Below are 26073 nucleotides of genomic sequence, written 5' to 3' on the forward strand. Positions count from 1 at the left end.
CTCATCCCGAAAAAACGTTTCTGTTGTTCCTGTACCAAGCACTTCTTACTCCATTAAAATAAAAAAGCTCTTAAACAGCATTATAAGAGCTTTGTCAATAAAAACTTAGGGCCAATTGGAAGAACAAGTCGCGGCACGTAGACCGTGGGAGTGAATTATAAGCACACCTTATTATTCACAAAAATTAAATAATTTTTCATAGCCCATTGTTTCAATAAATTTCTTTGCTATAATGGCCGCCTATGCCGGGGTGGCGGAATTGGTAGACGCGCCGGATTCAAAATCCGGTGGTGGTGACACCGTGTGGGTTCGAGTCCCACCCTCGGTACCATTGAGAGATTTTATATCAGTTCTCAATGGTTCGGATAAGCATGCAACGCTTTGATTATCAGGGTATTTTTTTACAAACCTCAAAATTTGTCATCAGTTGCTGGTAACCAATTCAACGCTTTTCAGAATTCTAGACACTTAGAGTGGAATCAAAAAGAGGGTTATGGCTAACTGTAGTCTTTAACTTTCGATTAAAAAAGGAGAAGATATTATAGGATTTAACAGCAGATTTTGAGGAGCTTTCTTCGTAAAGTGGATTATTATGGACACTGGTAACGCTCTTCTCGGGAAATATTAAAGAAGAATATTGAGCCTTTAACCGCCTACTATCCCTTTCCTTTTTTGCACTGGCAAGAATTTCTTGCATATGGCAACCTTTATAAGATAAATATAAATTGTTTGAATTGCCTTGCATACTTTCGCGTTTTTTCATAGCAACATCGTATTCATTTAACCATTTCTCCCTAAATTCAGGTAAGTTTTCCAATAGTTTCTCATTTTGATCAGCTGTTTGGTAATCATTATTTTCTTTTGCAATAGGAATAGAATTTTTTAAAATAGAGGTCAACGTTTTTATTTTAAAAGTAATATTCTTATATTGAACAACCTCCTCATCCTTGGTGCTTTCTATCATCAATTTGAGAATATTGTTATAAAGCGTTGATTGAGAGTAACGTAAAACCTGTGGTGATGGAAAAAAAAGATGGTTCATTTGAATCTGCGGCTCATCTCTAAAGAATAGATAGTACTTACAAAAGAAAACTTGTTTAACTGCTCTGCTTCTTTTTTGAATAGCTCTTTAAAATATAATATCCCTAACACCCCACATGAGTCAGGGTCAACCTGTGGTTGGATTCTTTTTATTGGATCCTCAGCACCCCCAAGACATTGAGTAAACTCAAAGCTAATGAACGATGATAAATCTGTAGTAAACATACGATCAAGATCATTAGCCTCAAAAATGTTGCTTTCGTTTAAAAACCAATGAACTGGTTTTATAATTTGATCGCGGTATATAAGCAATACTTCAAAGTGTGCGGAACTTTTACTTCTGTTATTGGTGAAAAAATAAACGACTCTTTCATTTCCATGCAAGTTATTCTGAATAGACTTTATTTCAGTTAAAGCCTGCTGTTTACTTAAACATAACTTATTCCTACGCTCAGACAATTCTTCAATTTTTTCCTTCCGGTATTTTTCCAGTTTCTTACGACACTTTAATTGCTTAATTACAGAGTTTAATTTAGATACATCATCTTTGCTCAGTTCTTTTAGCTGATTATTTTCATCTAGAAAGTCACTCTTAATTGCAGCATATAATTTGGGATAATGTTTCTGAAAGTCAGAATTTTTTGTGTTTTTTTGATTTAATTGAAATCTTCCCGGCAGCGAGACACCAGGGGGAGCCCAATTAAGTATAACTTGCTTGGCATAAACAAAATTTTCATCGTTATATTCAGAGATTTCTTTTTCCAAAAGTAACTTGTTTTTAGCTATTATTGCACGCCCTACTTCAGTTGAGCCGTTAATTACACAGGTAGTGTCTATGTTGTATTTTTTTGCAAAATAAGACAGAGCATCGTGATAATCTTCTACGTTCAAACGGTAAGGGATATGTTTTTTACGCTTAATGTAGTTTTTCTTTGTTAATACCATGGACTTACAAATCTTATATATTTTAGTCTCGCTTAAAGAAAGACATTGTAAAATCCCTTTGACAGAACACCTTGACGAAAAGCAGAACAACAATAATGGATAATAATTACACTTTAATTACATAAAAAATTCAAAATAACTGTTCGATTCCAGTTCTTAAGGCAACCGTTTTTAGTACGATTACCGCCTGCATATAGACTTAATATTAAGAAATTATTAGTATGGCCTTCAGATAAGTAATATTTCACAGGGAGATTGTGTTTTGTATCTAATTAATGATTTTCAACTGCAAACGATTAATTCCGCCTCTTATATCTTCAATGACAGTAAAGCCGCTAAAATTCCAAATGATACACTTTATCAAATACTTGAAACCCTGAAACAGCAAAAACAACTTGAAATCAATGAAACAAGCCTGGAAGCGATAGCAACCAGGCATCGTGTTCCATTAGAGCAATTAAAACATGTATTGATTACCCAACTGGATATTTTACGCCCACTGGCTTTCAGAAAATTTCACAACCTATACCTAAACGTTGATGATCCTCAAATATGCGGGCTTTTGTCTGAAACATTTCAGGCACAATACACTATCCATGTTGTCAAACAGGAATTTAGGGATTATAAACCCTCCTCGCTTGTCATCTACTATCGAAATAATTACTCCAATCCCGATTTCAAGCGGATTTATCATGACCTGCCAAATGACGTTTATTTAATTACAGCAGGGCTTCTTCATAAAATCTTAGTCATCGATAACCTCTATTTTAACGATAGTGGTTTACCCACACACCTCTCTAACCTTCACCAGCTTATGGCCTTTCTAAATAGCGATATGCCTGCAACGAAAGATAACTGGTTACTGTTTTACCGGAGTATGGTAAAAAATAATGTTGACGTGTTTCCGGAGCCGGTTGTCAATGCATGCCAAAAAGGATTTATTGCTTATTCGCTGTTCCAGTTTGCCAGTCAGTACACCCAGTTCTGGAAAGCACCAATGCCTTTAGATAAAATCAACTGGTTCTGGCATGTAGACTTAACCAGTTTCAGCGTTCATCAAGAAGTTGCCATTCACTCAGCATTTTCTGAATACGACATGAAACTTGACGTAAATCATCTGACTCAAACGGAACCAGCCTGATCATGGAAGAACAAACCTCAAAAACTTTTATTAACTCAATATTAGATAGCCATATCGATAGTGATGTCCATCAGGATATTTTAAAAAATCATGCGAAAGAGAGCATCACTCTACTTAATTTTGGCAATATCAATATTAGTAACGTCAACTCTAAAATTATTCAACAGGTTGAATTCAGTGAAACTGAAATTTCACCTTTCCATAAAAACGACATTGATTGTACAGCAGCCGTTGATTCTGTTTGCAGAAAGCCATCCACATATACCTTTAACCAGCAAAAAATATCATTTCCAGATCTGCAAGCCTTGCTTATTAGAAGCTTTTCCCCAGGAGAAAATGGCCGACGCCATTACCCTTCAGCTGGCGGCCTTTACCCGGTTGAGCCATTGGTATTTTTATTTCCCGAACGTATTGAAGGTTTTTCTCACAAGCCAGGTTGCTATCATTTTCGACCACTTAAAAAAAAATTACAGTTGCTAAAAACAATGTCCGGTTCTTTTTTCTTTGACAATATACTTCACGGCCTTATAGACAAAAAGCATCATCCTTGCTTCAGTATTTTGTATTTAGCCAATGTCGGCAAAGCCATCTTTAAATATCGCTACCGCGGCTATCGTCATGCGCTAATGGAGGCTGGTTCAATGTATCAGCAAGCCACAAGAATATCCGATGAGGCAGGATTAAGGACTACGGTTTGGTCAAGCTTTAGTGACCAGCAGCTAAATCATGCTCTTGAACTCGACCATAGTACTTACTTGCCATTAACACTGCAATTTTTTGGATACGGGGATTAAAATGATTGTGAAACCCAGACTATTAAACACCTCTGTTGCCAAAATTAAACATGCCTCACTACAACATGCCCAATCTTTTCGCATCTGCCGAGATGGCCTGTTATCAGCACCTCGCTCCCTTATGCTTGATGGTATTATCAGCTACGGCGGCGGCACGGGAAAAAGCATAGAATTGGTACGCAAAGGCTTTGGTGAGTATTATGAACGTAATCATTTTTTTACAGCAGTCCCCTTAACCTCTAAAAAGAAATTAAGCGATATTAATCCTGTTAGCCACCAAAAAAAATTGGCAAGCCTATGCCAAAATATTGAGCAACAACATTCAAATCATCATTTCGCCTTAACTCAGGTTCATAACCTGTATACCCAAGAGCCTTATGATTATTTCTATAATGCCATTAGCTTACGCACAATGAAAAATGATAATCCTTTTTTGAGTGTCAGTGACAGTTGCGCCTGCGCCTCCCATACCCATAAAGACAAAGCCTTATACCATTCATTGATAGAGTTTCTCGAACGGCAAGCTTTACTCGGCAGCTGGATGTCTAAAACCATCCGTTACAGTATAAATCCCCAAGTGCTCCATCAGATATCACCTTACACCCATCTTGTAGAGACATTGCTCGACAATGGTGACATTTATATTTTTGAAAATGGTAACCAATTACCTGGCTACAATGTCATTATGTTTTATTTTGCCCAGAGTCCTGAGGATGCAGTACAATATTCTGTTGGCTGCAAAACCGCAGGCTCCTTGTCGGATGCAATCTGTTCAGCATTTGAAGAGTTGTATCAATGCTATACCTTTTTATATGGCTCTGTTTTTAAAGAAACCAATCTTGAGAATAAGGCAGGTACAGGGTACCACATGGCATTTGTTCAATATAATCATCAGGAAACAAAATCCAGAATCCCATATTTTAATAAAGCCAGTACCCATCTTATCCATACCAAAGAAGATATTGACTGCCTGCCTCAATTTTCTTACAACAGGATGCTGGAAGAATTAAAGCACATTTCTACAGATATTTATTACTATCATTATTTTGAGCAGGGGTTGGGATTACATTTCACTAAAATCCTCAGCCCGGATTTTTTTGCTCACATGTCGTTAAATAAGCCATTAAATTTACAATGCCGGTATGCCAGGGTATTAAATATAGATCCAGGCCAGGCATATCTTGAAATGCTCCCTTTTCCATAAATAGCCGGATTCAATTTAAGATTGCATCTGTTGTTGATGCCATGTTGATACAATTAAGGATAACCAGAGAATGAAAATTATTAGCAACCTCAGTGAAATAGCACTTTCGCCATTCCAGATAATCGTTGATATTTGCTCCCACTTTAAAACCAGTTACGCCAATGAAATAAAAGAAATAGAATCGCACCTTTTCAAACCTGTTTATCCTTTGGATACGCCTACTGATTGGGTAAATCTTGATGATTCACTCGGTGATTTAGCAGCGATACGTGCTTTTGAACTGAATAATTTACTGACATCAATTTTAAAAAAAGAGGCCATCAGCCAACTTGAACTGCATATCCTGCTTGGTAATCAGGAATTAACAGAAGACAATATTTATAGTTTAATTTTTCTTTCTGATACCTGCTCTTATTTAGTGATTAATTGCTATACCCAAACAGAACATAACCACAGCAAACTACGTTTTGTTGAAGAGATAGATAATGCGATCATTTATTATCACCAAACTTCCCATTTTTACCAGCAACCTATAAAAGACAGCTCGCTACATCAGTTAAATCAGAATCGTCAGGATATCTTAAACAACAATGGGTTTGTATTTCATCAACAAAGCGAGTTTCCTCCCTTAATTAAGACACCTAATCCAGGTTCTGTTATTGATTACGCCTGGAAAAGTTTAAAAGCAGGGGCTTATCGCTTGTCTTGTCGAGCATTGGAAGCAGCATCCAACCAAACCAATCTGACCGTGGGCTTGAAAGAATCGCTTTTCCATCAACTGCAAGTCATTCGATTTCTCTCGCATCAACACCATTTAGTCGCAGAAACGTCATTTCCTGAGCTTTTTGAAACGATAGATGAACCAACTACAGCGTACTTGTATTTTATCAAGGCATTTTCATCAACCATGGCAGGTAACCTGCCACTGGCGGAAACCTGCTTTGCTAAAGCAAATATAAACATGAATATGCCTATGAGCGATGAAGACTCTATTTATAAGCTCAATCTCTATGCTCTTTTCCTGGTTCTACAAAAAAATACAGACCAAGCCTTTATCGTTGAAAAGCGATTACTCAACTACCTTAATGCTTACTACCCAAACGCAGTCGTCTTAAATCATGTCATCCGCATGAACATAGCCCGCCTCCACAAAAGAAACAAGCAATTTGACTTGTCAGAAAAAGCTTATCAGGAAGCATACGGCCAATTATCCAAAAGTGGGATGACTCTGTTTGATCGTATCAATTTTGAAATGGACATGGCCATATTGTGCGAGGCCAAAGGTGAGAACATCAAAGCATTGCATGCCTGGCTAAAAGTCACTCTCTATTGGCTTGCCTGCCCAAACCCTTATGCTTTAGCAGTTCGGCCAAGACTGGTTTTATGTCAGGAAAAAGTGGTCGATACAACTCGTCCCCTATCTCCTGAAAAAGTCCACCATTTTTTATTAAACAAACTTGAATTACTTTCCCAGGAAACGTCCGTCGAACCAATTGATTCTGTCAGAGTTGAAAAAAATATTAGCGTTGATCCCACGGACCGGTCCAGTTCACCTGATGAAATTTTTAATTTCATTCCAGGAGCAACGTGCCATTCTGGGTCAAAAACCTGTCATTTTATAGATGACATGATCATTTATAGTTATGATGATCAGAAAAGAAACCTTTCCAAAGCCATGAGTCCCAATGAAAAAGAACTTCACAGGCTTACAACAAAACTTATTAAGAAACAAATCAATTTTCCAGCAGACAGCCATTCTGTCGCCGTCGAGACCATGCTTGATCTGCCTTTACCCAAATCAACGGAAGAAGCAATCGCTCTGGCCCAATTGACCAACTGTACCCATTGCCAATTTAAAGGCGAACTTATAAAAATTGACCCAGAGCTTACACTCACACTCTCCAGAGACATTAAAATAAGCCTGCCTCAATTGCTTTGTGGAGTTGAGCATAGCGATGATGGAACCCATTTACATTACCAGCGCCGTTTCCTAAATCAAGTCGTCACTGATCCAGAAATCATTCGATGGGTTATAAGACTTCAGAATAACGAGACTATTAAGGCGGAATCCATAAAAGGCAGCTCTGTCTCGCTACTTTTAAAAGCACTCGCAAAAAAAATAATCATCCTTGAACCTGCTAATGAAAGAACTGTCGAACCACCATTCGGTCACCAAACACAGGCTCATGAGCAATGCATAGCCATTGATTAAACGTGAGGGACTCAATGACCAGCCCAGCCAATCAAATGTTTTATCATTTTTTCTTACGCGTGCTGATGCTGGCTGCTCCAATTGGCTTTTCGAGGATTGTGTACCTGCTATCCAGCTTTATCGCCATAATGATGCTTGGTACGCTAGGAAAGCTGCAGCTTGCCGCTGCAGCCATTGCCATATCGACTTTTTCAGTTGTGCTGGTTTTTAGCAGTTCAATTTTTCAAGCTTTAAGTATTTTGATTAGAAGAACATCCAAAAATCACAGCCCACCTGCTGAAAACGCAGCACTATTTCAAGCCAGCATCAATTTAGCTCTGGGCATAGGATTCATTGCAGCATTGTTTTTATGGCATGCTGATAGATTATTAATCCTCACCAGACAAGACTCTGATATCATCCATACAGCTTGCTTGTATTTTAAATTTTCAGCATTAGCCATTATACCGAGCTTATTTATAAGTGTAATCAATCAATTTACCATTGGCCTTGGACGCGCCCGTTCTTTAATTTATATTGAACTGTTTAGCTTTTTCCCCAAAATAGTGCTCTATTATGGCTTCATTCATGGCTATTTTGGGTTATCTCCCTTGGGTCTGGCTGGTGTTGCCCTGACCGAGCTACTGATTAAGGTGCTTGTTCTCATAATCCTCATTTTTCGGATAACGCAAGGGATTTTTTATAAGCCATATCTACCCTACCTGAATATAAAATTCTGGCAGCTCAACCAAAAATTAATGAAATCGCTACTAAGCATTGGCCTGCCTATCGCCTTACAATCCAGTGGAGAAATTACAGCCATGTCGGCTGCCGGATATCTAATGGGATACTTTGGGCCAACAGCCTTAGCTGCCCTTTCTATCACTAATCAATACATGATCCCAGTCATGATGCTCGCCTACGGACTTTCACAATCTCTAACATTATTAATGAGCGAAACAAATAAATGGGATTATCCACATTCGATTTCTACCAATTACCTTATCTCAGCCCTATGTATCATGGCAATCTATACGACTCCGTTTGTAATATTATTCTTAAAATACCCATTAATATTAAGCGCCCTCATTATTCCCGCCAACTTACAAGACCCTCTTTTGCAAACCTTATGTACCTACTTTTTTAGTATTTGTGCTCTATTTATCGTGATAGATGGAATACGCAACCTTATAATCGGTGCTTTATGGGCCATTTCCGACTCCCATAAACCGGTTATGGCAAGTTTAAGCATGATTTGGTTTATTGCATTACCATTAAGCTATATTTTTGGCTTTACCCTTAATGGAGGAGCAGTTGGACTGCGTCTTGGTTTTTTGGCAGGAATCCTATTAAGCTTACTACTGTTAGGCTATAAATTATTCCATTTATTACCCATGCCGGTAAACAGAGCCTAAGAGCATTGTTAATACAGTTTTATAATCAAGAAGGGAAGTTATTAATTTGGACAGTCATTTTGCGTGTAAAAAACTAAAATAAGCTACATCTATTATGTTTAACAAGCTGCTCTATCTAAGCTGCTAAAAAATGAGCTCCTAAAAGTGGAAAGAAGCTCAATCAAGTTTTTATATCTCAATAACAATATTTAAGCCAATATCAGTTACTGCAGCAGCAACAGCAAGAGGCCAACGAAACATCAGACGGTAAATCTTCATCAAAAAGTAATTCTACCTGCATTAAATCCTGCTCTAAATTCTTCATAAATTTCTCCTTTTAGTTTGAAATAATAACGTCCTATTTTTTATTTATGCAATCAACAACATAGCGATGAGACAAATCAACAGTTTGCTTATGCTTACACCGCTATATCAGATAATTACAATGGAACCGCGTAGTTAATACCCAGATTTACACCAAGATGCCCATTTGTATAGAAGGAATGAGCTGGAATTTGGTAGCTAACATTTCCTCTCAAATTAAGGTTATCAGTTAGCCTATACATTGCTAACGCTTCAACTAACGGATCCAGCCTGACTCTACCAGGGAAAGACACGCCAATTTGAGTACGGGGAGGAACCGGATTCCAGGTGAAAAGTTCTGCTTTGTTGTGTGTTGACAAAACCGCACCGGCACCAACACCTAATCGCAGATCACCGTTTGCATAAAACAGCTTATCCAGAGTAAATGCCAACTTAGTCGGAGCCAGTGTAGCATCTACACGTTGATCTGCGTTGCGGAATGTCTTTCCTTTGCTGCCGAAAAGCTCATACCGTGTATTCCATAAATAGGTATCATATAAAAAGGATACCCCCATATAACCTCCAAAAAAGTTATTAGGATATATTCTGGATGGATTATAAGTGCGCCCAATTGGATCGATTGTGCTAAATGAATTAGCACCTCTTACGCTATCTTTATAAAAAACATGCATGTAGGAAAGGCCGCCTTCAATAAGCAAGTATTTATCGGGAGCAACATATGTGGGCCCCATAGCACCGGCATTTGCAGTAATGGAAGCGAAAGGAATTGAACATGCCGCAATGGCTAAAAATATATTCTTCTTAGATAACACTGAAACTCCTCCTTAAGTCTAAATCAATCAATTAGTAAATTTAGCAGATCACCAGGCTAAGGTATTCATACTAAAGTAAATCTAGATTGTCATCAATCGCATTAAGAGTCAATATCCATGTTTAGCGGAGAGCCTCAACAGGATATCTCTCTCCAGGATCCATGCTTCCCTCAGTAACTTTCGTTTGCTCTTTTATCAGGATTAAAAATGGAATAAAGCCCAAGGCCAGGATAAAAGACAACTGATAAAGGCCAACCCACCCCAACCCCATTTGCAGCATTGCTGCTAATGGACCGGAAAAAATACGCGGTAAAGTTGAGATTGCGACCAATAATGAGAATTGGGTTCCTGTATAGGATTTATTAACCAGACGCATGAATAAAGCCACTAAGGCAGTAGACCCCATACCAGCGGCAAAATTATCACACACGACAGCAATAGCAAATAAAGTTAAATTTTTTCCCGTAATGGCAAGAAGAACGAATAACAGATTAGTTGCTGCCTGTAATAAACCAAAGGCAAGCAATGCATTAAATAATGAGCAGTGCATTAAAATTAAACCTGCACTTAAACCACCCAAAAGAATGGAACTGATGCCTATCATTTTATTTACATAGCCAATTGTATCCAGAGAAAAGCCCACCCCCTGAATGAGAAAAGGGATCACAATACCACTTGTTGTAGCAGTAAATGCCTCTCCCAGCTTATAAAAAACAATAAAAACCAGCAGGGGAAGTATTCCACGGCGAGCGAATAACTCTTTAACAGGAGCAATAAATGACTCGACAAAGCTGCCCTTAGTCTGTAAGGGCGCCTCAGGCTCATTGCTCCATAAAGTAGCAATAACACCTATCAGCATTAAAGTACCCATCAAACGATAGGTAAATACCCATCCCATATGTTTGGCAATAATCAGCGCCAAACCACCTGCAACCAACAATGCCAACCGATAACCAAAAACAGCAAGAGATGCCCCTAAACCGTATTCAGTAGCAGGCAGGTACTCTACCCGGTAGGCGTCAATTGCTACATCTTGCGTTGCTGAAAAACAAGCGAGGAAAAAAGCAATAAGAGCCATTATTTCAGGCGCTGTTTGCGGCGAAAACCAGGCCAGGGCGTTAAACCCTATTAACAATGCCAATTGCATGACCACAATCCAACTTCGCCGTCTTCCTATCGGCAAAAGGGAGTAGCAATCAAGCAAAGGCCCCCAGATGATACGGTAAACATAAGGCAAACTGATAAGGCTTAGCATTCCGGTTGCCAATATTGACATACCGACATCTGCAAACCAGGCTTGTAAAGTACTACTGATTAACGCTAAGGGAAGGCCTGAGGAAAAACCAAGAAGAAAGACAATCAGCAGGCGTTTACTCATGAGATACAGACCCTATCTATGGAAGAAAGAAGAAATGCTCCCGAGGAATCATGGGAGCATTTAACTCGATTAGGCGTCAGATTTATTAACAGAAATTAAATGAATCTTAAAAATCAAAGTTTCATTAGGACCAATAGGACCACCTACACTACGTGGGCCATAAGCCAAATTAGCAGGGACATAGACTTCCCAGGTAGAACCTGTGGGCATTAATTGTAGCGCTTCAGTCCAACCAGGAATAACTTGTGATACTTTAAAAGTCGCTGGTTTTCCAGTTCTCTCAGTGCTATCAAAGATTTGGCCATCGATTAACTTCCCAGTGTACTCTACTGTTACTGTGTCGTCTTTTGAAGGTTTTGCGCCAGAACCCTGTTCAATAATTTTATACTGCAGACCGCTAGGCAGACTGACAACCCCTTCTTTTGCTTTATTCTGATTCAGGAAAGCATCACCTTTTGCCTTGTTTTCCTCAGCTTTTTTAGTGAACTCAGCGTTCCGCTTGGTCATCAAATCACGTTGAAATTTGTTCAAGACATCTTTCATTTGCTGTTCTGTGAGTAATAGCTGGCCACCACCCATGCCATCCTGCAAGCCTTTAGCCATAGCTGAAGGATTGATTTCGATGCCTTGTTTTTTAAAATTCTTACCTAAATCGGCGCCAATACTATAAGACAGTTTATCCATGTCGCTCGGTAATGATGTAGCAGATGCTGCAGGTGCAGGTGTATCAGTCGTTGATGCATCGGTTGCAGCGATTACCGTTGACATTGCCAACCCCATAACAGCTGCAGCGACCAGTCTCATCTTCATAAACAATCCCCTTTTGTCTTTTTTCTTTGGTCTGAATAGATCTTGCAAAAATGCCCAACCATTCTGCCTAAATTTCAAGTAAATTACCAGTCACGCTTTGTGGAAAATAGATTTTTAGCTAATCTTTTAGTATAAGAGATTTTTTTATATTGTTTGTATAAAGATTTCCTTCTACACTTGGCATTATTTAAACCAGTGGGTTTTTAACATGAGTATCAGCTTGTTTGATTTGTTTTCCATAGGCATTGGCCCTTCAAGTTCCCATACAGTAGGCCCTATGCTCGCAGCCAACGCTTTTCTGGATTTATTAATCAAACAAGAGCATTTAAATCCAACAGAACGTGTCAAAATTGAGCTTTATGGATCACTCGCATTAACCGGTAAAGGCCATGGCACGGATAAGGCAATTTTAAATGGCCTGGAAGGAAAATCACCGGAAACAGTAATTCCTGAAAGCATGGTGCCACGTATGGAAGAAATTATTTCCACTAATACGCTTCACCTGGCAGAACAAAAAAACATTCCTTTTAATGAAAACTCTGACTTTTTGTTTTTACAAAAAGAACTTTTGCCCAAACATAGCAATGGTATGCGCCTCACTGCCTATGATAAAGATAATAAGTTATTAGTTACACAGGTTTATTACTCGATAGGCGGTGGATTTATCACTACAGAAGAAGATTTTGATAAACCTTCCGCAACAATCCAGCCCTCTCCCTACCCCTTTGCTACAGCCCGTCAGCTTTTAAAAGCCTGTCGGGAAAACAATATGACTATTGCTGAACTGATGATGGCTAATGAACTTACCTGGCGTAGCAAGGAAACCATTGATGAAGGTATCTTGTCTATTGCCAAAGTAATGGAAGATTGCATTGAAAACGGCTGCAAACATCCTGGAAATTTACCGGGTGGCTTAAATCTTAAACGTCGCGCACCGGATCTTTATAAAAAACTTGTCGAACAAAAAGGGATTCCCAGCATTTTTGAACAATCAGACATTATGAACAAACTCAATCTCTATGCAATGGCTGTCAATGAGGAAAATGCTGCCGGCGGGCGAATTGTAACAGCCCCAACCAATGGAGCAGCAGGAATTATCCCTGCTGTGCTTAGATATTGCCAGGAAGCTCATGACCGCTGGAGTAAGGAAGATATTTATACCTACTTCCTGACTGCCGCCGCCATCGGCATTCTCTATAAAGAAGGTGCCTCTATTTCAGGAGCCGAAGTAGGATGCCAGGGTGAGGTAGGCGTTGCCTCTTCTATGGCCGCAGCAGGACTCACGGCTGTTTTAGGCGGCACTATTGAACAAATTGAAAATGCCGCAGAAATCGCTATGGAACACCATCTTGGGATGACTTGTGATCCAGTAATGGGATTAGTGCAGATACCTTGTATTGAGCGTAATGCAATGGGGGCGGTCAAGGCTGTGAATGCTTCACGTATGGCTTTAATAGGTGATGGCCAACACCAGATTTCACTGGACAAGGTTATCAGAACCATGAAAGATACCGGTAAAGACATGCAAAGTATTTATAAGGAAACCTCCATGGGAGGACTGGCTGTCAATCATCCAGAGTGCTAAATCTACTGCTTACTCCATTAATACTGGTTTTCCAATGAGAACGCCTCTACCTGAATTGGGATATCCCAAAATAGCAACTTTAATAAATTTTCATCAATTTAACCATCGTCTATTCTGCACCACGCAGTGTTTTTGGATGAGATTCCTTTTTCAAAATATGAGTCCATTTTAACATCTCCCAAATCTTATGCAGACACACAGCAATTAGGTTCTGATATGCGAAGAGATGGAGTAGAAGTTTTTCGATACATTTCTGCAAGGGATAAGAATAAGGGTAAAAATATTGCCTTATTTACACCAAACGCTTTTTATAAAAGCAAACCCTCCGAATTAACCACTTGGTTATGTCAAACCAGTATAGAAGAGGTTGGTTTTTTTTCTAAAGAAGATAATATGCGTGTAATGTTTCAACAAAAAGACTTCTGGGTGGATGATTATTTCCCTGCTCCAGCCGTTTAATTATGAATTTTTCACGATAATCATTATCCCAATTGTCCTGTCTCAATGAAAAACGTTACCGAGGAGTAGCAAAAGCAGGAAGTCGTTGCCTCAAAATAGCTATTACTTCAGGTTTATTTATTAAAGAAAAAAAATGTACTTTTCCTATATAAGTTTTCTTAAGGAAACCATAAGATTAATTACCTATACTTAAGCGATACTGTATGTCGTGAGACTTGTTGTGCCAAAGCCATTCACTTTAAAATCCACTAGGAAACCCTACCTCCCTGGTAAGATCGATCCCTCCCATTTGGACCAATACGGATTTCTGGTTCCAACCGAGCAAACTCAAAAGATAAGATCACTGGTTTCTGAAGGAGAAAAGATTAAAGCGGCGCCTGAAATTTTTGCAGCGATGAAACAAGCATTAAGTCAAAGCGAACGGATTGTAGATAACTTAAATGATGAGCTTAATTTAAAACAGACTCACTTAAATGAAATTGACAGCACTGTTACATCAATAGAAAACCTTGAAGAAGATATAAACCAACTCTCTGATGAAAATGATGAGGAAGAACGACAAGAGTTAATCAACACTATCCAAAAACAGGAAAATTACATCATTCTTCTTGAGAAAAAAATTCAATCTCAAGATTATGATATAGAAAATGACGAAACAGAGGAATTAGTAAAAACAGAATTGGCCTCCACTCAAAAAAGGCTTAATAAATTTAAAAATCAACTCAGCCAACTCGCTGATAAACCTCAAAAGTACCTTGAAGAAAAAGAACGGCTCATCAATAGTTACCGTAATAGCCAGATAAGCTTAAAAGAAAAATTAGTAACAATCATCCTCTCAAATGACGAGAATACCAAGGAAAAAACAGCATTATTAGAAAAACCGACTGAAGAAATCGGTGCATTAGCCAAACAGAAACTGGAAGAAAAATTTGCAATCCTTGAAACCAGAATTAGCAAGGAACAACAGACGATAAAAAATCTTAAGGATCAACTGGCACCTACGAATCCAAAATTACGTAAACGATACTTACAATCAAAGGATATTGACAGCCAATTTGACACCCTGGTCGTTGAGCATCAAGGCGAATTTAAGCTGTTGACCGTTTATTTGGGTGAAAAAAAGGGTAAAAGCTTAGGTGCAGGCGCCTTTGGCAAAGTGAAAATCGCCCAGGATGAAGAAGGAAACTTCTGGGCTATTAAATATTTAGCAAAGAATCAACATCCCGGTCTTCAAAAGAAAGAATACCACATGCTTGAGAAATTGCATGAAGCCGGGGGACAATTACAATTCACATCGGAAAAGAACCTGAGGAAATACGGTGCCGGTGTGAATGTGATGATTATGAAACTAGCCTCAGGAATCCCGCTGTCAAAACCACCCCAAGCGACTACCTCTGATTTGGGTACTGTAGAAAAACTGGGGGCCATTAGCGATGCCATTCTCAACTTACACAAAAAAAATATTATTCACTTCGATCTGAAGCCTGAGAATATCCTCTACGATGCTGCCAATAAGAGAGCAACTATTATAGACTATGGCACTGCGGCCATTATTCCAGCGGGGAAAAAAGGCCTGCGCCCCAGCAGCGGAAGCGAAGCAGATTCTGAAGACATTATAAGTTTGCGCGGTTCCCCACTCTATGCCCCTCTAGAGATGAGAAAAGATTTGTATGCGGCAATGTATCATCATGAAAGTGATTATGTAAAAGCTGCCGACTTTATCCATACACCGGCCTTCGACGTCTACACGGCTGGAATCCTCATGGCAGATCACTTGGGTTTAACTGAATCAAAATACCAGCGGGAAGCAGAGAAAATAGAAGAATATTTGCAGATTGTGGATGTCAATAGCGAGCAATTTACCAATAATCAGGCAATTAAAAATCCAACACTTCGTAAAGAAGTACTGACCATGCTTAAAAAAATGACTTCCGATAACCCTGAGGAAAGACCGAGCATGGATGTTGTCAAGCAATTCTTTTCTAATAAGAGAAAAGCTTTCACAGTAAAAGAATCGCTTATTAACACGGCTGTCGTTAATCTCGACGACTATAAGAAATTATCACCCTTAGATAAGAGCACTACCAGAGAAGCGCTGAAACAGTATGAAGAGGTTATCTTAATTTCCCCTCATGAAGCTATAACAATTGATTTAAACGACTCAATCTATATTAAGAAAGAATTTGAGGATCAGGGTATTCTTGTCAGGGAAGAGTTATTTTACGGTTCCAATTCGGTTCCTGATATTGTCTCAGCACTCCCTGCTCGCGACAGTCAGCAATCAGGCCATCCACTCAACAGTTACAGCTTTGTGTCTGTCACTAATCATCAAGTAAAAGAAACCCCCATTAATCTCAACTCATTGACTCAGGAAGTCATTTATCATTTAAAAAATTACCGTAATCAAATGGGTGTTTCACTGGATCATAAGAAAAGCTTGAATCAAGCCATTGGCAAACTCGAAAAAGAAAAATTGAACCTATCTCAAATAAGGGAAACACTTGATGATTTGCAAAAGAAAACTGGCTCAAAATTATCTACGAATTTTAAAAGTCAGTTTTTTATGCCAGAACCATCCGAGCGTCACAATCAAACCAGGAGTTCCTTCAAGCCTAAACCTTAAAATATGAAGCTTTTCCTGTTTCCGATAATTCAGAAATCCATGAAAAGTAAGAAAAGTGAAGCATATAGAATGCTTTTCTGACGCTGACAACGACATTTTGACTGAATGTGCGTATAAAATATTACCAAATTTTACTAAAAAACGTAATGCGACAGCCCTGTTGCCAAATTTACATTATTGGGCATATTAAAATTAAATTGTGTTATAATTAACCCTGTTTTGCAAAAATTGAGACCCTGCTTGCACTTTTAGGGGTCAGGAGTCTAGATTGCCGAACAGTTTGTTCTTTTAAATAACCCTGTAGCAATTGTCACAATTTTTGCTCTAGTTGATATGGATAAAACACCTATGCAAGAATCAATCAGTCTCCTGGATTTACCATTTGCAGTCTTTATTCATCTGGCAAGTCGTTACCTTGATTATCAAACCACAATTAACTTGTTTGAGGTTTTGATTTTGGAAGAGTTCAAAGCCTATAATGCCGAAAATCACGAAGGAACGCCAAACGCCCAAAACCATACCAGATCATATTATGCAGAATGTCGACATTCACTTTATCGTCAATTTTTCCCAGCACAAATTATCGCCACAGAGCAGTCCAGTTTTTACTTCTCTCCACGCTATGGCTGGTATATCTGGGGGACAAACCCCGCTCATCTAGATGAAAAGGACAATTTGATACTAAATCCCAAGCGATTAAGCAGCTGCTCCCAATACAATTTAATAAGTAAACCACAAATCAGAATGATTGCAAGCAGCCCATCAAGAACGTTATTTTTAACAAAGACAGGCCTTTACATAAACGGAGCCAGTTTTAAAAAAGAGGAGACAACTCAAACAACCTGGGAACCGATAAAGGAACTGGCGGGCAAGAAAATCCTTAAAATCACCCTTGGCAAAAACCATGCGCTTGTCCTGATTGAAGGTGGGATTGTTTATAGTTGGGGGGGAAATACTGAGGGGCAGTTAGGTTTGGGTGATTCCATTGACTCTTGTGAATCACCACAAGTCATTGAAGCGCTCAAAGAGGTGGAAATCAAGAATATTTTCGCTGCTGGAAACCACTCCTTTTGCCTTACGCAAGATGGCAACGTTTATGCTTTTGGCGCAAATCAGGCTGGTCAATTAGGCATGGGAAAAACAGAGAAAATATATACACCAGAGTTAATGACCTGTTTTAAAGAACCAATTACCAGCATTAGCTGCGGCGCTAGTCACACATTATTCCTCAATGAGGCAGGTAAGGTTTATAGCTGTGGATCTAATTCCAAAGGGCAATTAGGTTTTTCTAACTATCAAAGACTTAGCCTCCCCACTCCAATTGAAGGACTACAAAAGATAAAAAAAATAGCAACTGGAGAAAGCCACTCGTTATGCCTAACTACTGATGGACAACTCTATGGTTTCGGTTCGAATAGATTGAAGCAATTAGACCTGAATGAAGCGTCTGAATTCGAGGCAACGCCAACACTTATCAAAATATCCGAAGATAAAATCATTGATATTTCAGCAGGCGGCAATCACTCATTATGTTTAGACCAACAGGGTATTTTATACAGCTTTGGCTCGAATCTTGGAGGTGTTTTAGGCCGGGAAGCTGAATCCACCTCGAAAATGGTTAACCTCCAAAGTCAGTGCAAAAAAACTATAGGAAGCGATGCCAAAGCTATGGCAAGATAATTTTCGAAAATACTCACTTCCTGCGCTTTATGCGTAAACCACACGAAACTAAACTATCCTCTTGACAAGGTTTGAGATTAGATTCCGCGCATGAAGCGCGGAACGTAGGCTCTGGTTCCACTTGTCAACAAACCCTAATTGGAATAATAAAAATAAATCGCTATTAATTGAGCATTTGAAAATAATTTGACTATATTACTAAATAGATTCGAGGAATTTTTGGGAGAAATTGTTATGGCTAACCGACAACTCTCTGAGCGCCTTAATAAAGAACTTGATGTTATTGGAGTCCCGTCTCCAAGCGCTGAACGGGTTAAAATCGTTGCAAAGCTGTTTAAATTACCGAAATTCAAGGCTGAAGCCTTGTTAAACGGTTTGCTAACTGATTCAAAAATTGTAGACGACATCGCTGAAGAGTTGGAAATAAATCCACAATGGCTTATTGGCAACAGTCAGCATCGGCAAAAACTTCACTAATGAGGGGGATTTTCCAAATCGATCCCACATTAGCAATAAGGGAGACGAGTCCATGCTTACAAATGAGACTCGTCTGTTAATCCTTTCAAACCCCTTTCTGTTCAAATAACTTCAATCTAACTCTCTTTTACTCTATTAACCGATGAGTTGAAGGAAACCAGATAGTGAACTAACAGTAAAAGAACAACAAAAACCCACATGTCTGTCAGTATCTTCACATAAGCTTCCAATGCATTTCCATTCAGATAACCCATAAAAATAACTGCCAGAGTAGCACTGGACATGTTGATAAAACTCATCATTGCTGAGCCACTGGCTTTATCTGCGATAGCATTTGAAGCGATTAGGGAGCCACCAGCAAACAATAAACCACCAAATAAATAAAAAGCCAGGGTGCTATAAAAAAACCAGGCAGCCGAGGAGAAGCCTTGGTAGCACATGATTGCAAGACTAAGTATTCCCAGAGCACTGCCAAGTAAACCAATTATTATCACTTGTATTGCCCTTATATGATTAAGCAGTACTTTTGCCCATAAACCACCCACTAACATGCCAATCATATTAAGCAGATTCCAATAGCCATAATCTGCAGCTGATAAATGCAGCAATTCATTTGCTATTTGAGGCCCTGCAGCAGAAAAGCAATACCCCATAGCCGAACAGAAACCGACAACCAAAGCAAAAGCAATCAACGTTGCGGATGAAAGCGCTCGCTGATAGCCCCTGGCAATAGTTAACAGGCTAATTGGTTGCGGTTGGATCAATGTCTCCGTAAATACCCGCGTTCCCATAAGCATTATGATCCCATGAATTAACAAGACCAGAAAGCAGCCAGACCACTGCCAATACTCCGTGATGACTCCTCCGAGTGTTACAGCGATGCCAATACCGAAAGTAAATGACAAGATACTATAGGCCATTGCTGTTTTTCGTTGATATTCATGCAACCATTCATTAATTAACATATAAGTGCATGCTAAACCGCTCGCAGCCCCCAGAGCGCTTATTAAACGACCAACAACAAGCAGCCAAAAATTCACCTCAGACAAAGCCCAAAAGCAAATCAGGATCCCTGCCAGGTTCATCGATAAACCCGTACGTAGAGCAAATACTCTCCCCCAGCGATTCGCCAAGGGACCATAGATCAATTGGCCAATTACATAGCCTATTAGAAAAGCCGACACCAACCACTCTGACTCACCACTGGATAAACCAAATTGCAGTTTAATTTCGGGCAATCCTGGAGTAATTATGGCAGCGGAAAATGAAGCAATTGAAATATAGCTAAGCAGCCAGGCAATTTTTAAATTTCCAACCATCTTACCTCTCCTCTATTCTTCTATTGGGTGCGATTAAAACTATGGTTTTTCCTTGAAAGTTGCTCGGATGGAGCGCCAGCGGAATCCGGGGGTATGAGCTTGTTATCAAGCTCCGACCCTGGATCGCTGGCGCTCCACCTGCCGCAGTTTTAATTGCACCCGCCTTTATTGAATAAATTGATTATTTACCATGAATTTTAATTGTTAATTTTATTTTGATAAACAGAGGTAATCGTTAACTAATGTTAACTAGAAGTTAACATTCAAGATTGAGATGATAGAGATTCTCACCCGTCGATTGATAAAACAAATCAGAAATGGCATAACCAACGATGCAGGCTAATTGGTTATTGATGTAAACTAAAGGAATCCTATCGCGTAACCAGGGCGGAATCTGCCATTCCTGAAATAATTTCTTTAGCTGCTTGGTTTGACCATGCCAATAAAACGCCTCCCCCCCACGACGGAAACTTACTTCAATAGAGGCATTGTCAGGAACCGCCAATCCTTCATTACTGGTTTTCACCTGCAAAATACCCAGGTTTTTTATTATTAATGTATCAGGAAACATTGACCACTTAATTAGCGATGCAAGCGGTGCTGGCTTTTCTTTCAGCAGGAATAGAGTCTTTTGATAACGCCTCACACAGACACCATCCCAGCTCACTTGTGGGCTAGTATCTTCCTTAGCCTGGATCATTTCACTAATAAGGCGATAGAAAGTGGCTGTATCCGGCATCCGAACCTGGTTAGATTTAAGCCAGAATCGCAAGACATTCGTAATTCGTGCTTCACTTAATTGAATTAAGTGAGCAATAGGAAGCTGTAAGGATTTTTTTTTAAGATAGGGGCAATCCATCAGGGCTAAGTCATTTAAATTAGCCTGTGCTTGCTGACAATGCAGGCTCGTGCGGGCTAACTTATTTTCCAGCTCAGGCCAACGCGCGCTCAACAACGGCATCACCTGGTGCCTGATATAGTTCCTGGAAAAACCAATGTCCTGATTACTCTCATCATCAATCCACTGCAACTGATGTAAATGAGCGTAGGCCTCCAGCTGAGTACGGGAGATCTGCAAAAGTGGCCTTAACAATTTCCCTTGAGCAAATGCTTTGACTGGAGTCATTGCAGCCAGGCCATCAACCCCGGTACCTCGACAAAGGTGTAAGAGTAACGTTTCAGCCTGATCATTAAGATGATGAGCCAAAACAAGACCGTCATTCTTTTCTATTAATTGAGCGAAAACCTCATACCTGGCCTTTCTCGCTGCTTCTTCGATATTGGCTTCTCGCTTAAAGTCAATTTTTTTTACAATTAAAGGGGTTTTTAGTTGACTGCAGAACAAACGGCAATGGTTCTGCCAGTCATAAGCATTGGGGCTGAGGCCATGATTAATATGGACCGCAATGAGTTTGCTCGCATATTCCGGTATTAATGCAATTGCATGCAGCAAAACAGTAGAGTCCAGGCCGCCGCTGTAACCAACCAACAGGCGTTGGCATCCTTGCAGTTGCTTTAAGTTATCAGCTGTTAAGAGTGACTTAGTCACAAGCCCCCATTGCCATGAATTTCTCATAACGTTGTTGCAAAAGTTCACTAATAGGAACCGTTTTTAGTATACGCAACTCCTCAATCAATGTTTCCTTTAATCGTGAAGTCATCTCTGTGACATTACGATGAGCACCGCCTAAAGGCTCAGGGATAACAGCATCAATCAAACCTGATTCAATAATTCTATCGGCTGTAATTCCCATAGCCCGTGCTGCTTCACTGGCTTTCCCGGCATCCTTCCAAAGGATTGATGCACAACCTTCGGGAGAAATAACAGAATAAATGCCATATTGCAGCATAAGCACCCTGTCCCCTACGCCAATTGCAAGCGCACCTCCAGAACCCGCTTCCCCTGTCACGGTACAAATCACCGGCGTTTTAAGCTTTGCCATTTCCAGTAAATTCCTGGCTATCGCTTCTGATTGATTTCGTTCTTCTGCACCAATCCCCGGGTAAGCACCAGCGGTGTCAATAAAGGTAAACACCGGCAGTTTAAATTTCTCGGCTAACTTCATCAATCGCAGCGCTTTACGGTATTCTTCAGGACGGGCCATGCCGAAATTTCGATAAACTTTCTCTTTAGTTCGCTTACCCTTCTGATGTCCCAACACTACCACTGGTTCCCCTTCCAGGCGAGCCAGCCCGCCAATAATGGCAGGAGCAGAAGAATAATGCCTGTCACCATGCAACTCCTGAAAATCGGTAAAAATATGCTCTATATAATCTGTGGTCTGCGGCCGTAAAGGGTGCCGTGACATTTGCGCTATTTGCCAAGGCTCCAGATTAGAGAAAATATTTTCAGTTAATTCTTCGCACTTCGCTTCAAGGCGTGCAATTTCCTCACTTAGATTGACTTCATTGTCATTGCCTACCATGCGCAGGGCTTGAATTTTTTGATTCAGTTCTTCAATAGGTTGTTCAAAATCCAAAAATTGTCGGCTCATTGGTTACTCATTTGGCGAATTTTATTTCATACGTTATGATACCTTTAACTGCTTTATGACGCTACCATTCCTGTATACTTGGCTGCGATTAAAACGGCGGTTGGTGGAAATTAATGGTAGCGCTCCATCCGCGCTACAAGAAAATCACAGTTTAATCGCACCCCGTATATTTAGAGCAGGCAATTTCTAAACTCATATTGTTTTCAGCAGAGAAATTTGGCATGTCATTTCAATACCTATCACCTGATAACTGTCAGCTACAGCCTAACCGTATTGATATTTGGGAATTTTCTCTTGAAATTTTGCCTTCTGGAGCTAAGTTACTGCTGAGCGAAGATGAACTCAATCGTGCCAGGCGTTTCTATTTTCCTCACCATCAGCGGCGGTTTATTGTTGCCCGGGCAATGCTGCGCGTCATTTTAGCCCGTTATCTTCAACTTGATGCAGCTTCATTAGCATTTACTTACAGCAAGCATGGCAAACCTCGGATTGAAAACCCCGTTGGCCTGGAATTTAATTTGAGTCACTCAGGGGATATAGCATTACTGGCCATTGGTCAGGAGTCTCCACTTGGGGTAGATATTGAATTTTTTTCCTCCAGACCCTATGCAGGTATTGCCAGCCACTCTTTTTCCTCGAATGAAACAGACACCTTTTCAAATTTACCAAAGTATTTAAAACCCCTGGCTTTTTTTCATGTTTGGGCACAGAAAGAAGCGCTCATAAAAGCCTGTGGACTTGGGCTTTCCTACCCTACCCGGCAATTTGACGTGCCCGTGGTACCGCCAACTCATGATCTCGTTGACGATACGCTCCATCGCAAACAATGGCGAATTACATCATTTATGCCCCGAGTTGCCTGCAGTGCAGCCCTTTGCCATACCGATGCCATTCAAAAAATATACTATGTTCCTGTTGATCCCGTGATCTTAATTAAGTAAAACTTCACGAGAGATTTGACGACATAGTGACAAAATTTAACACTACTTTTAATAGATAGTTATGCTACAATTCGTTCTGCTTTGAAACAGCGCTTCTATTTCTTCACAAGTTGTTGTTTAAATTGTTTTTAATTCTATGGTGATTAATGCGCAGTCTTAATGAACTTCTATTAAAACAAATCAAAACGAGTAAAAAGATCAAAAAGGAAAAAGAAACCTTTGGTTATTACCCTGACGTTTTCATTTTCCTTCATGACCAAACACAATATTCTGAAGAATTAAAGCGCCTTAGCAGGGCCAAATACCTTTATACTGATGGTTATGACCTGAAACCTGTGGGTTTTTTAAGCTATGCTTTCCAATCCTTTAAAGGCTGGCTGGGATTTAATAATCATTGCCAGCGACAAAAAGTAGCATTGGGGCTGTATAAATTTGCCTATTATGGCTACCTGAATAATTATCAACGAGATGAACTAGGCAACTTACAACATCATGGATTGACAGAAGAAGATATAACTCTGTTTCAGGGGCCAAAAAATGATAAAACTACCGAAAAAATTCAAGAAAAGCTGATTGGTTTTTATGTAGAACATTCAAAACAGTTTTCAGTGAGTTTAAATCAGGTACAAGTTACCAAGTTCTACATTTTTGGCTCTGCCTGGGAAAGAATAGGGTTTTGGGAAGAAATCCCAAAGCTGGATCCACAAAGGCAACAACTTATTAACGATACAGTAAATCACCTGGAGACTGGTGAAGAGAAAAAACACTATGTTCATTTTGCTGATAGCCAATATGCTCGTGCTGCAGCAGCAAAAATAGTGGATGAAGTAATTAAAGAGGAAGATTCAATCGGTTCACAGGTAAAAAACAAGTGGAATAGAGCGTTGTTAACCAAGAAATCACCGGGATTGCTTGAAAGGGCGATTTCTTTCGCCCCCAGTATTAGTTCAAAAAAACCGGAGCTATTTATCCGCTACTATTTTCAACAGAAAAAATTTAAGCAAGCATGGCCATTAATTGAGTCATTAGTAGATACTAATGTAGATACTAATAAAGAAGCCGCATTGGGTTATTTAACTGATATTCCTAGAGAACACATTGAACAGCTGATAACGAAAGACTCCGAGTTAGCCACTGTCCTGGCATCCCACTATTTCAAAACAAAACCTGATGATATAGAGACAATTCGCTTTGTATCTCAATTTACTACCCTTAATGATCAATTTCCAAGGCAGGCTTTTCGACTATTAGTCGATAAGAAGGACTTTGACAACGCTTATAAGTTGCTTGAACAACAACTCGAGAAGGCCCATAGCAATAGAAAACAGCTTCTCCAATTCAATACAAAGGATCTTGGGCTCTTGGCAAACCATTTTGAACGGCTAGGGAATAGTCACGCTGACGCCGCTGTACGAGAAAAACGCCAAGGCAACTGGGAGCATGCGATTTCCTTTGCTCTGAAGAGCGTGGAAGCAAAAAATAAAGCAATGCAAATAGACCCTAATAGAAAAGAACAGTTCTACACTCAGAAACGCTTCTATGCTGAATTACTAATCGACTCTGATATTAGCCAAAACCCTGATGCACCTAACTGCCAAATTGATATTATTACAAAGGCAATTACATTGCTTGAGCAATGCTCTCCCCTAGCATCACAGGAAAAAAAGAAGCATCAACTTGCCCTGGCGAAAGCCAGAGTGAGGCGGGTAGATTACCTGGCTTATCAGATTTCACCTACTGATATCGTTCACAGATTTCCTCAAGATTTTAGTAAACATAAGAAAGATAATATTAAAAATCTTGCCTCAATTATGGCCTACCTTCAACAAATTGTGGAGCAACTTAACGGGACCTCTGAACCAGAATTGAAACAAATACTAGGTAAAGCCTATTTCTTGTTAGACGACATAGCGATGTTTTTTGGTTTGAACCACAACTATGGCTCTAATTTTAAAAAAGCGATGGAGACTGTTCCTGAAAACCCCTTTTATATTCTTCGTTGCAGTGAATGTTTTGAAAAGGAAAAAGACAAATTACAACATCAAGCTCTACCGAAATTAAATGCATTAGGATTTGACGCTCTTAATTACTATCATTGGGATAAACAAAGATGGTTAAGAGATAAAATTGAAGCTGCGACTCCCATCAAAGATATTCATAATCTCCACAATCCTCAACCAAAGAGCACTTCTTTAGTAAACCGTCTCGCCAGCGTTGTTGGCTTTAACACATAGCCGGGATTTAAGTAAAGCATTATCCAATGGCAGATAAATCAACTAGCACTATTTCCATTTAGTTTTGACAGGTTGTCTTGTGCAAATTGTTCTGTTTCTTGTCATCCCCGCGAAGGCGGGGATCCATGCAGGATATAGCACGGAGCGCCTTAAAAATGGATTCCCGCCTTTGCGGGAATGACAAACAACCTGTCAAAACTAAATGGAAACGGTACTAGATACCCAT

Annotated in this window: 20 protein-coding genes and 1 tRNA gene; 13 read left to right on the forward strand and 8 right to left on the reverse strand. The window is 39.6% G+C overall.

Going from position 1 to position 26073, the window contains the following annotated elements:
* Positions 1-244 precede the first annotated feature (244 nt).
* Positions 245-331: transfer RNA gene (locus tag E1O65_RS02405), tRNA-Leu, on the forward strand.
* Between the two features lie 129 nt (positions 332-460).
* Here E1O65_RS02405 and E1O65_RS02410 read toward each other — a convergent pair.
* On the reverse strand, positions 461-1042 hold the full coding sequence (locus tag E1O65_RS02410; RefSeq protein WP_133132005.1) for a hypothetical protein: 582 nt from the start codon (positions 1040-1042) through the stop codon (positions 461-463).
* Positions 1039-1986: a hypothetical protein gene (locus tag E1O65_RS02415; RefSeq protein ID WP_133132006.1), complete on the reverse strand. Its 948-nt coding sequence runs from the start codon at positions 1984-1986 to the stop codon at positions 1039-1041. Before E1O65_RS02415 ends, E1O65_RS02410 begins: the two co-directional genes overlap by 4 nt.
* Before the next feature lie 262 nt (positions 1987-2248).
* On the opposite strand from E1O65_RS02415, the gene E1O65_RS02420 reads away from it, so the two are divergent.
* The 5 genes from E1O65_RS02420 to E1O65_RS02440 all read left to right on the forward strand — a co-directional run bounded on the left by E1O65_RS02420 (position 2249) and on the right by E1O65_RS02440 (position 8731).
* The gene (locus tag E1O65_RS02420; RefSeq protein WP_133132007.1) at positions 2249-3127 is read left to right on the forward strand and encodes a hypothetical protein; all 879 of its coding nucleotides are present in this window, start codon (positions 2249-2251) and stop codon (positions 3125-3127) included.
* 2 nt (positions 3128-3129) lie between these two features.
* A complete protein-coding gene (locus E1O65_RS02425) occupies positions 3130-3921 on the forward strand; it encodes a SagB/ThcOx family dehydrogenase (protein ID WP_133132008.1) in 792 nt (263 codons plus the stop codon).
* A 1-nt stretch (position 3922) separates the two neighbouring features.
* Positions 3923-5125, forward strand: coding sequence for a YcaO-like family protein (locus tag E1O65_RS02430; protein ID WP_133132009.1), 1203 nt, complete (start codon positions 3923-3925; stop codon positions 5123-5125).
* Between the two features lie 70 nt (positions 5126-5195).
* On the forward strand, positions 5196-7337 hold the full coding sequence (locus E1O65_RS02435) for a hypothetical protein (protein WP_133132010.1): 2142 nt from the start codon (positions 5196-5198) through the stop codon (positions 7335-7337).
* 14 nt (positions 7338-7351) lie between these two features.
* Positions 7352-8731, forward strand: a complete 1380-nt coding sequence (locus tag E1O65_RS02440) for an MATE family efflux transporter (RefSeq protein WP_133132011.1) — start codon at positions 7352-7354, stop codon at positions 8729-8731.
* Positions 8732-9150: 419 nt separating this feature from the next.
* Here E1O65_RS02440 and E1O65_RS02445 read toward each other — a convergent pair whose 3' ends face one another.
* The 3 genes from E1O65_RS02445 to E1O65_RS02455 all read right to left on the reverse strand — a co-directional run bounded on the left by E1O65_RS02445 (position 9151) and on the right by E1O65_RS02455 (position 12034).
* Positions 9151-9846 (reverse strand): hypothetical protein, encoded by a 696-nt coding sequence (locus E1O65_RS02445; RefSeq protein WP_133132012.1) that lies wholly within the window; start codon positions 9844-9846, stop codon positions 9151-9153.
* 121 nt (positions 9847-9967) lie between these two features.
* The gene (locus E1O65_RS02450; protein WP_133132013.1) at positions 9968-11224 is read right to left on the reverse strand and encodes an MFS transporter; all 1257 of its coding nucleotides are present in this window, start codon (positions 11222-11224) and stop codon (positions 9968-9970) included.
* A 69-nt stretch (positions 11225-11293) separates the two neighbouring features.
* Complete coding sequence (locus E1O65_RS02455; protein WP_165474878.1) at positions 11294-12034, reverse strand: FKBP-type peptidyl-prolyl cis-trans isomerase; 741 nt, start codon at positions 12032-12034, stop codon at positions 11294-11296.
* A 208-nt stretch (positions 12035-12242) separates the two neighbouring features.
* On the opposite strand from E1O65_RS02455, the gene E1O65_RS02460 reads away from it, so the two are divergent.
* From E1O65_RS02460 to E1O65_RS02480, 5 genes are all read left to right on the forward strand, one after another.
* Positions 12243-13619, forward strand: a complete 1377-nt coding sequence (locus E1O65_RS02460; protein WP_133132014.1) for an L-serine ammonia-lyase — start codon at positions 12243-12245, stop codon at positions 13617-13619.
* Positions 13620-13751: 132 nt separating this feature from the next.
* Positions 13752-14078 (forward strand): RES domain-containing protein, encoded by a 327-nt coding sequence (locus tag E1O65_RS02465; RefSeq protein WP_165474879.1) that lies wholly within the window; start codon positions 13752-13754, stop codon positions 14076-14078.
* 220 nt (positions 14079-14298) lie between these two features.
* A complete protein-coding gene (locus E1O65_RS02470; RefSeq protein WP_133132016.1) occupies positions 14299-16701 on the forward strand; it encodes a serine/threonine-protein kinase in 2403 nt (800 codons plus the stop codon).
* 348 nt (positions 16702-17049) lie between these two features.
* A complete protein-coding gene (locus E1O65_RS02475; protein WP_165474880.1) occupies positions 17050-18381 on the forward strand; it encodes a hypothetical protein in 1332 nt (443 codons plus the stop codon).
* A 234-nt stretch (positions 18382-18615) separates the two neighbouring features.
* Complete coding sequence (locus tag E1O65_RS02480; protein WP_133132018.1) at positions 18616-18858, forward strand: hypothetical protein; 243 nt, start codon at positions 18616-18618, stop codon at positions 18856-18858.
* Positions 18859-18974: 116 nt separating this feature from the next.
* On the opposite strand, the gene E1O65_RS02485 is transcribed toward E1O65_RS02480, so the two are convergent.
* From E1O65_RS02485 to E1O65_RS02495, 3 genes are all read right to left on the reverse strand, one after another.
* Positions 18975-20177, reverse strand: coding sequence for an MFS transporter (locus E1O65_RS02485; RefSeq protein WP_133132019.1), 1203 nt, complete (start codon positions 20175-20177; stop codon positions 18975-18977).
* Positions 20178-20433: 256 nt separating this feature from the next.
* A complete protein-coding gene (tilS, locus tag E1O65_RS02490; RefSeq protein ID WP_207384217.1) occupies positions 20434-21726 on the reverse strand; it encodes a tRNA lysidine(34) synthetase TilS in 1293 nt (430 codons plus the stop codon).
* The gene (locus E1O65_RS02495) at positions 21719-22672 is read right to left on the reverse strand and encodes an acetyl-CoA carboxylase carboxyltransferase subunit alpha (protein WP_133132021.1); all 954 of its coding nucleotides are present in this window, start codon (positions 22670-22672) and stop codon (positions 21719-21721) included. Before E1O65_RS02495 ends, tilS begins: the two co-directional genes overlap by 8 nt.
* Positions 22673-22893: 221 nt before the next feature.
* Between E1O65_RS02495 and E1O65_RS02500 the strand changes: the two genes are divergently transcribed.
* A complete protein-coding gene (locus tag E1O65_RS02500; RefSeq protein ID WP_133132022.1) occupies positions 22894-23613 on the forward strand; it encodes a 4'-phosphopantetheinyl transferase superfamily protein in 720 nt (239 codons plus the stop codon).
* Between the two features lie 146 nt (positions 23614-23759).
* A complete protein-coding gene (locus tag E1O65_RS02505) occupies positions 23760-25847 on the forward strand; it encodes a hypothetical protein (RefSeq protein WP_133132023.1) in 2088 nt (695 codons plus the stop codon).
* The last annotated feature ends 226 nt before the right edge of the window (positions 25848-26073 follow it).

This window comes from Legionella sp. W10-070 (assembly GCF_900640175.1).
Lineage (GTDB): Bacteria > Pseudomonadota > Gammaproteobacteria > Legionellales > Legionellaceae > Tatlockia.

Coding starts and splice junctions, on each gene's coding strand:
- E1O65_RS02410 (WP_133132005.1), bottom strand. CDS start 1,042: ATGAACCATCTTTTTTTTCCATCACCACAGGTTTTACGTTACTCTCAA.
- E1O65_RS02415 (WP_133132006.1), bottom strand. CDS start 1,986: ATGGTATTAACAAAGAAAAACTACATTAAGCGTAAAAAACATATCCCT.
- E1O65_RS02425 (WP_133132008.1), top strand. CDS start 3,130: ATGGAAGAACAAACCTCAAAAACTTTTATTAACTCAATATTAGATAGC.
- E1O65_RS02430 (WP_133132009.1), top strand. CDS start 3,923: ATGATTGTGAAACCCAGACTATTAAACACCTCTGTTGCCAAAATTAAA.
- E1O65_RS02435 (WP_133132010.1), top strand. CDS start 5,196: ATGAAAATTATTAGCAACCTCAGTGAAATAGCACTTTCGCCATTCCAG.
- E1O65_RS02440 (WP_133132011.1), top strand. CDS start 7,352: ATGACCAGCCCAGCCAATCAAATGTTTTATCATTTTTTCTTACGCGTG.
- E1O65_RS02450 (WP_133132013.1), bottom strand. CDS start 11,224: ATGAGTAAACGCCTGCTGATTGTCTTTCTTCTTGGTTTTTCCTCAGGC.
- E1O65_RS02455 (WP_165474878.1), bottom strand. CDS start 12,034: ATGAAGATGAGACTGGTCGCTGCAGCTGTTATGGGGTTGGCAATGTCA.
- E1O65_RS02460 (WP_133132014.1), top strand. CDS start 12,243: ATGAGTATCAGCTTGTTTGATTTGTTTTCCATAGGCATTGGCCCTTCA.
- E1O65_RS02475 (WP_165474880.1), top strand. CDS start 17,050: ATGCAAGAATCAATCAGTCTCCTGGATTTACCATTTGCAGTCTTTATT.
- E1O65_RS02480 (WP_133132018.1), top strand. CDS start 18,616: ATGGCTAACCGACAACTCTCTGAGCGCCTTAATAAAGAACTTGATGTT.
- E1O65_RS02485 (WP_133132019.1), bottom strand. CDS start 20,177: ATGGTTGGAAATTTAAAAATTGCCTGGCTGCTTAGCTATATTTCAATT.
- E1O65_RS02495 (WP_133132021.1), bottom strand. CDS start 22,672: ATGAGCCGACAATTTTTGGATTTTGAACAACCTATTGAAGAACTGAAT.
- E1O65_RS02500 (WP_133132022.1), top strand. CDS start 22,894: ATGTCATTTCAATACCTATCACCTGATAACTGTCAGCTACAGCCTAAC.
- E1O65_RS02505 (WP_133132023.1), top strand. CDS start 23,760: ATGCGCAGTCTTAATGAACTTCTATTAAAACAAATCAAAACGAGTAAA.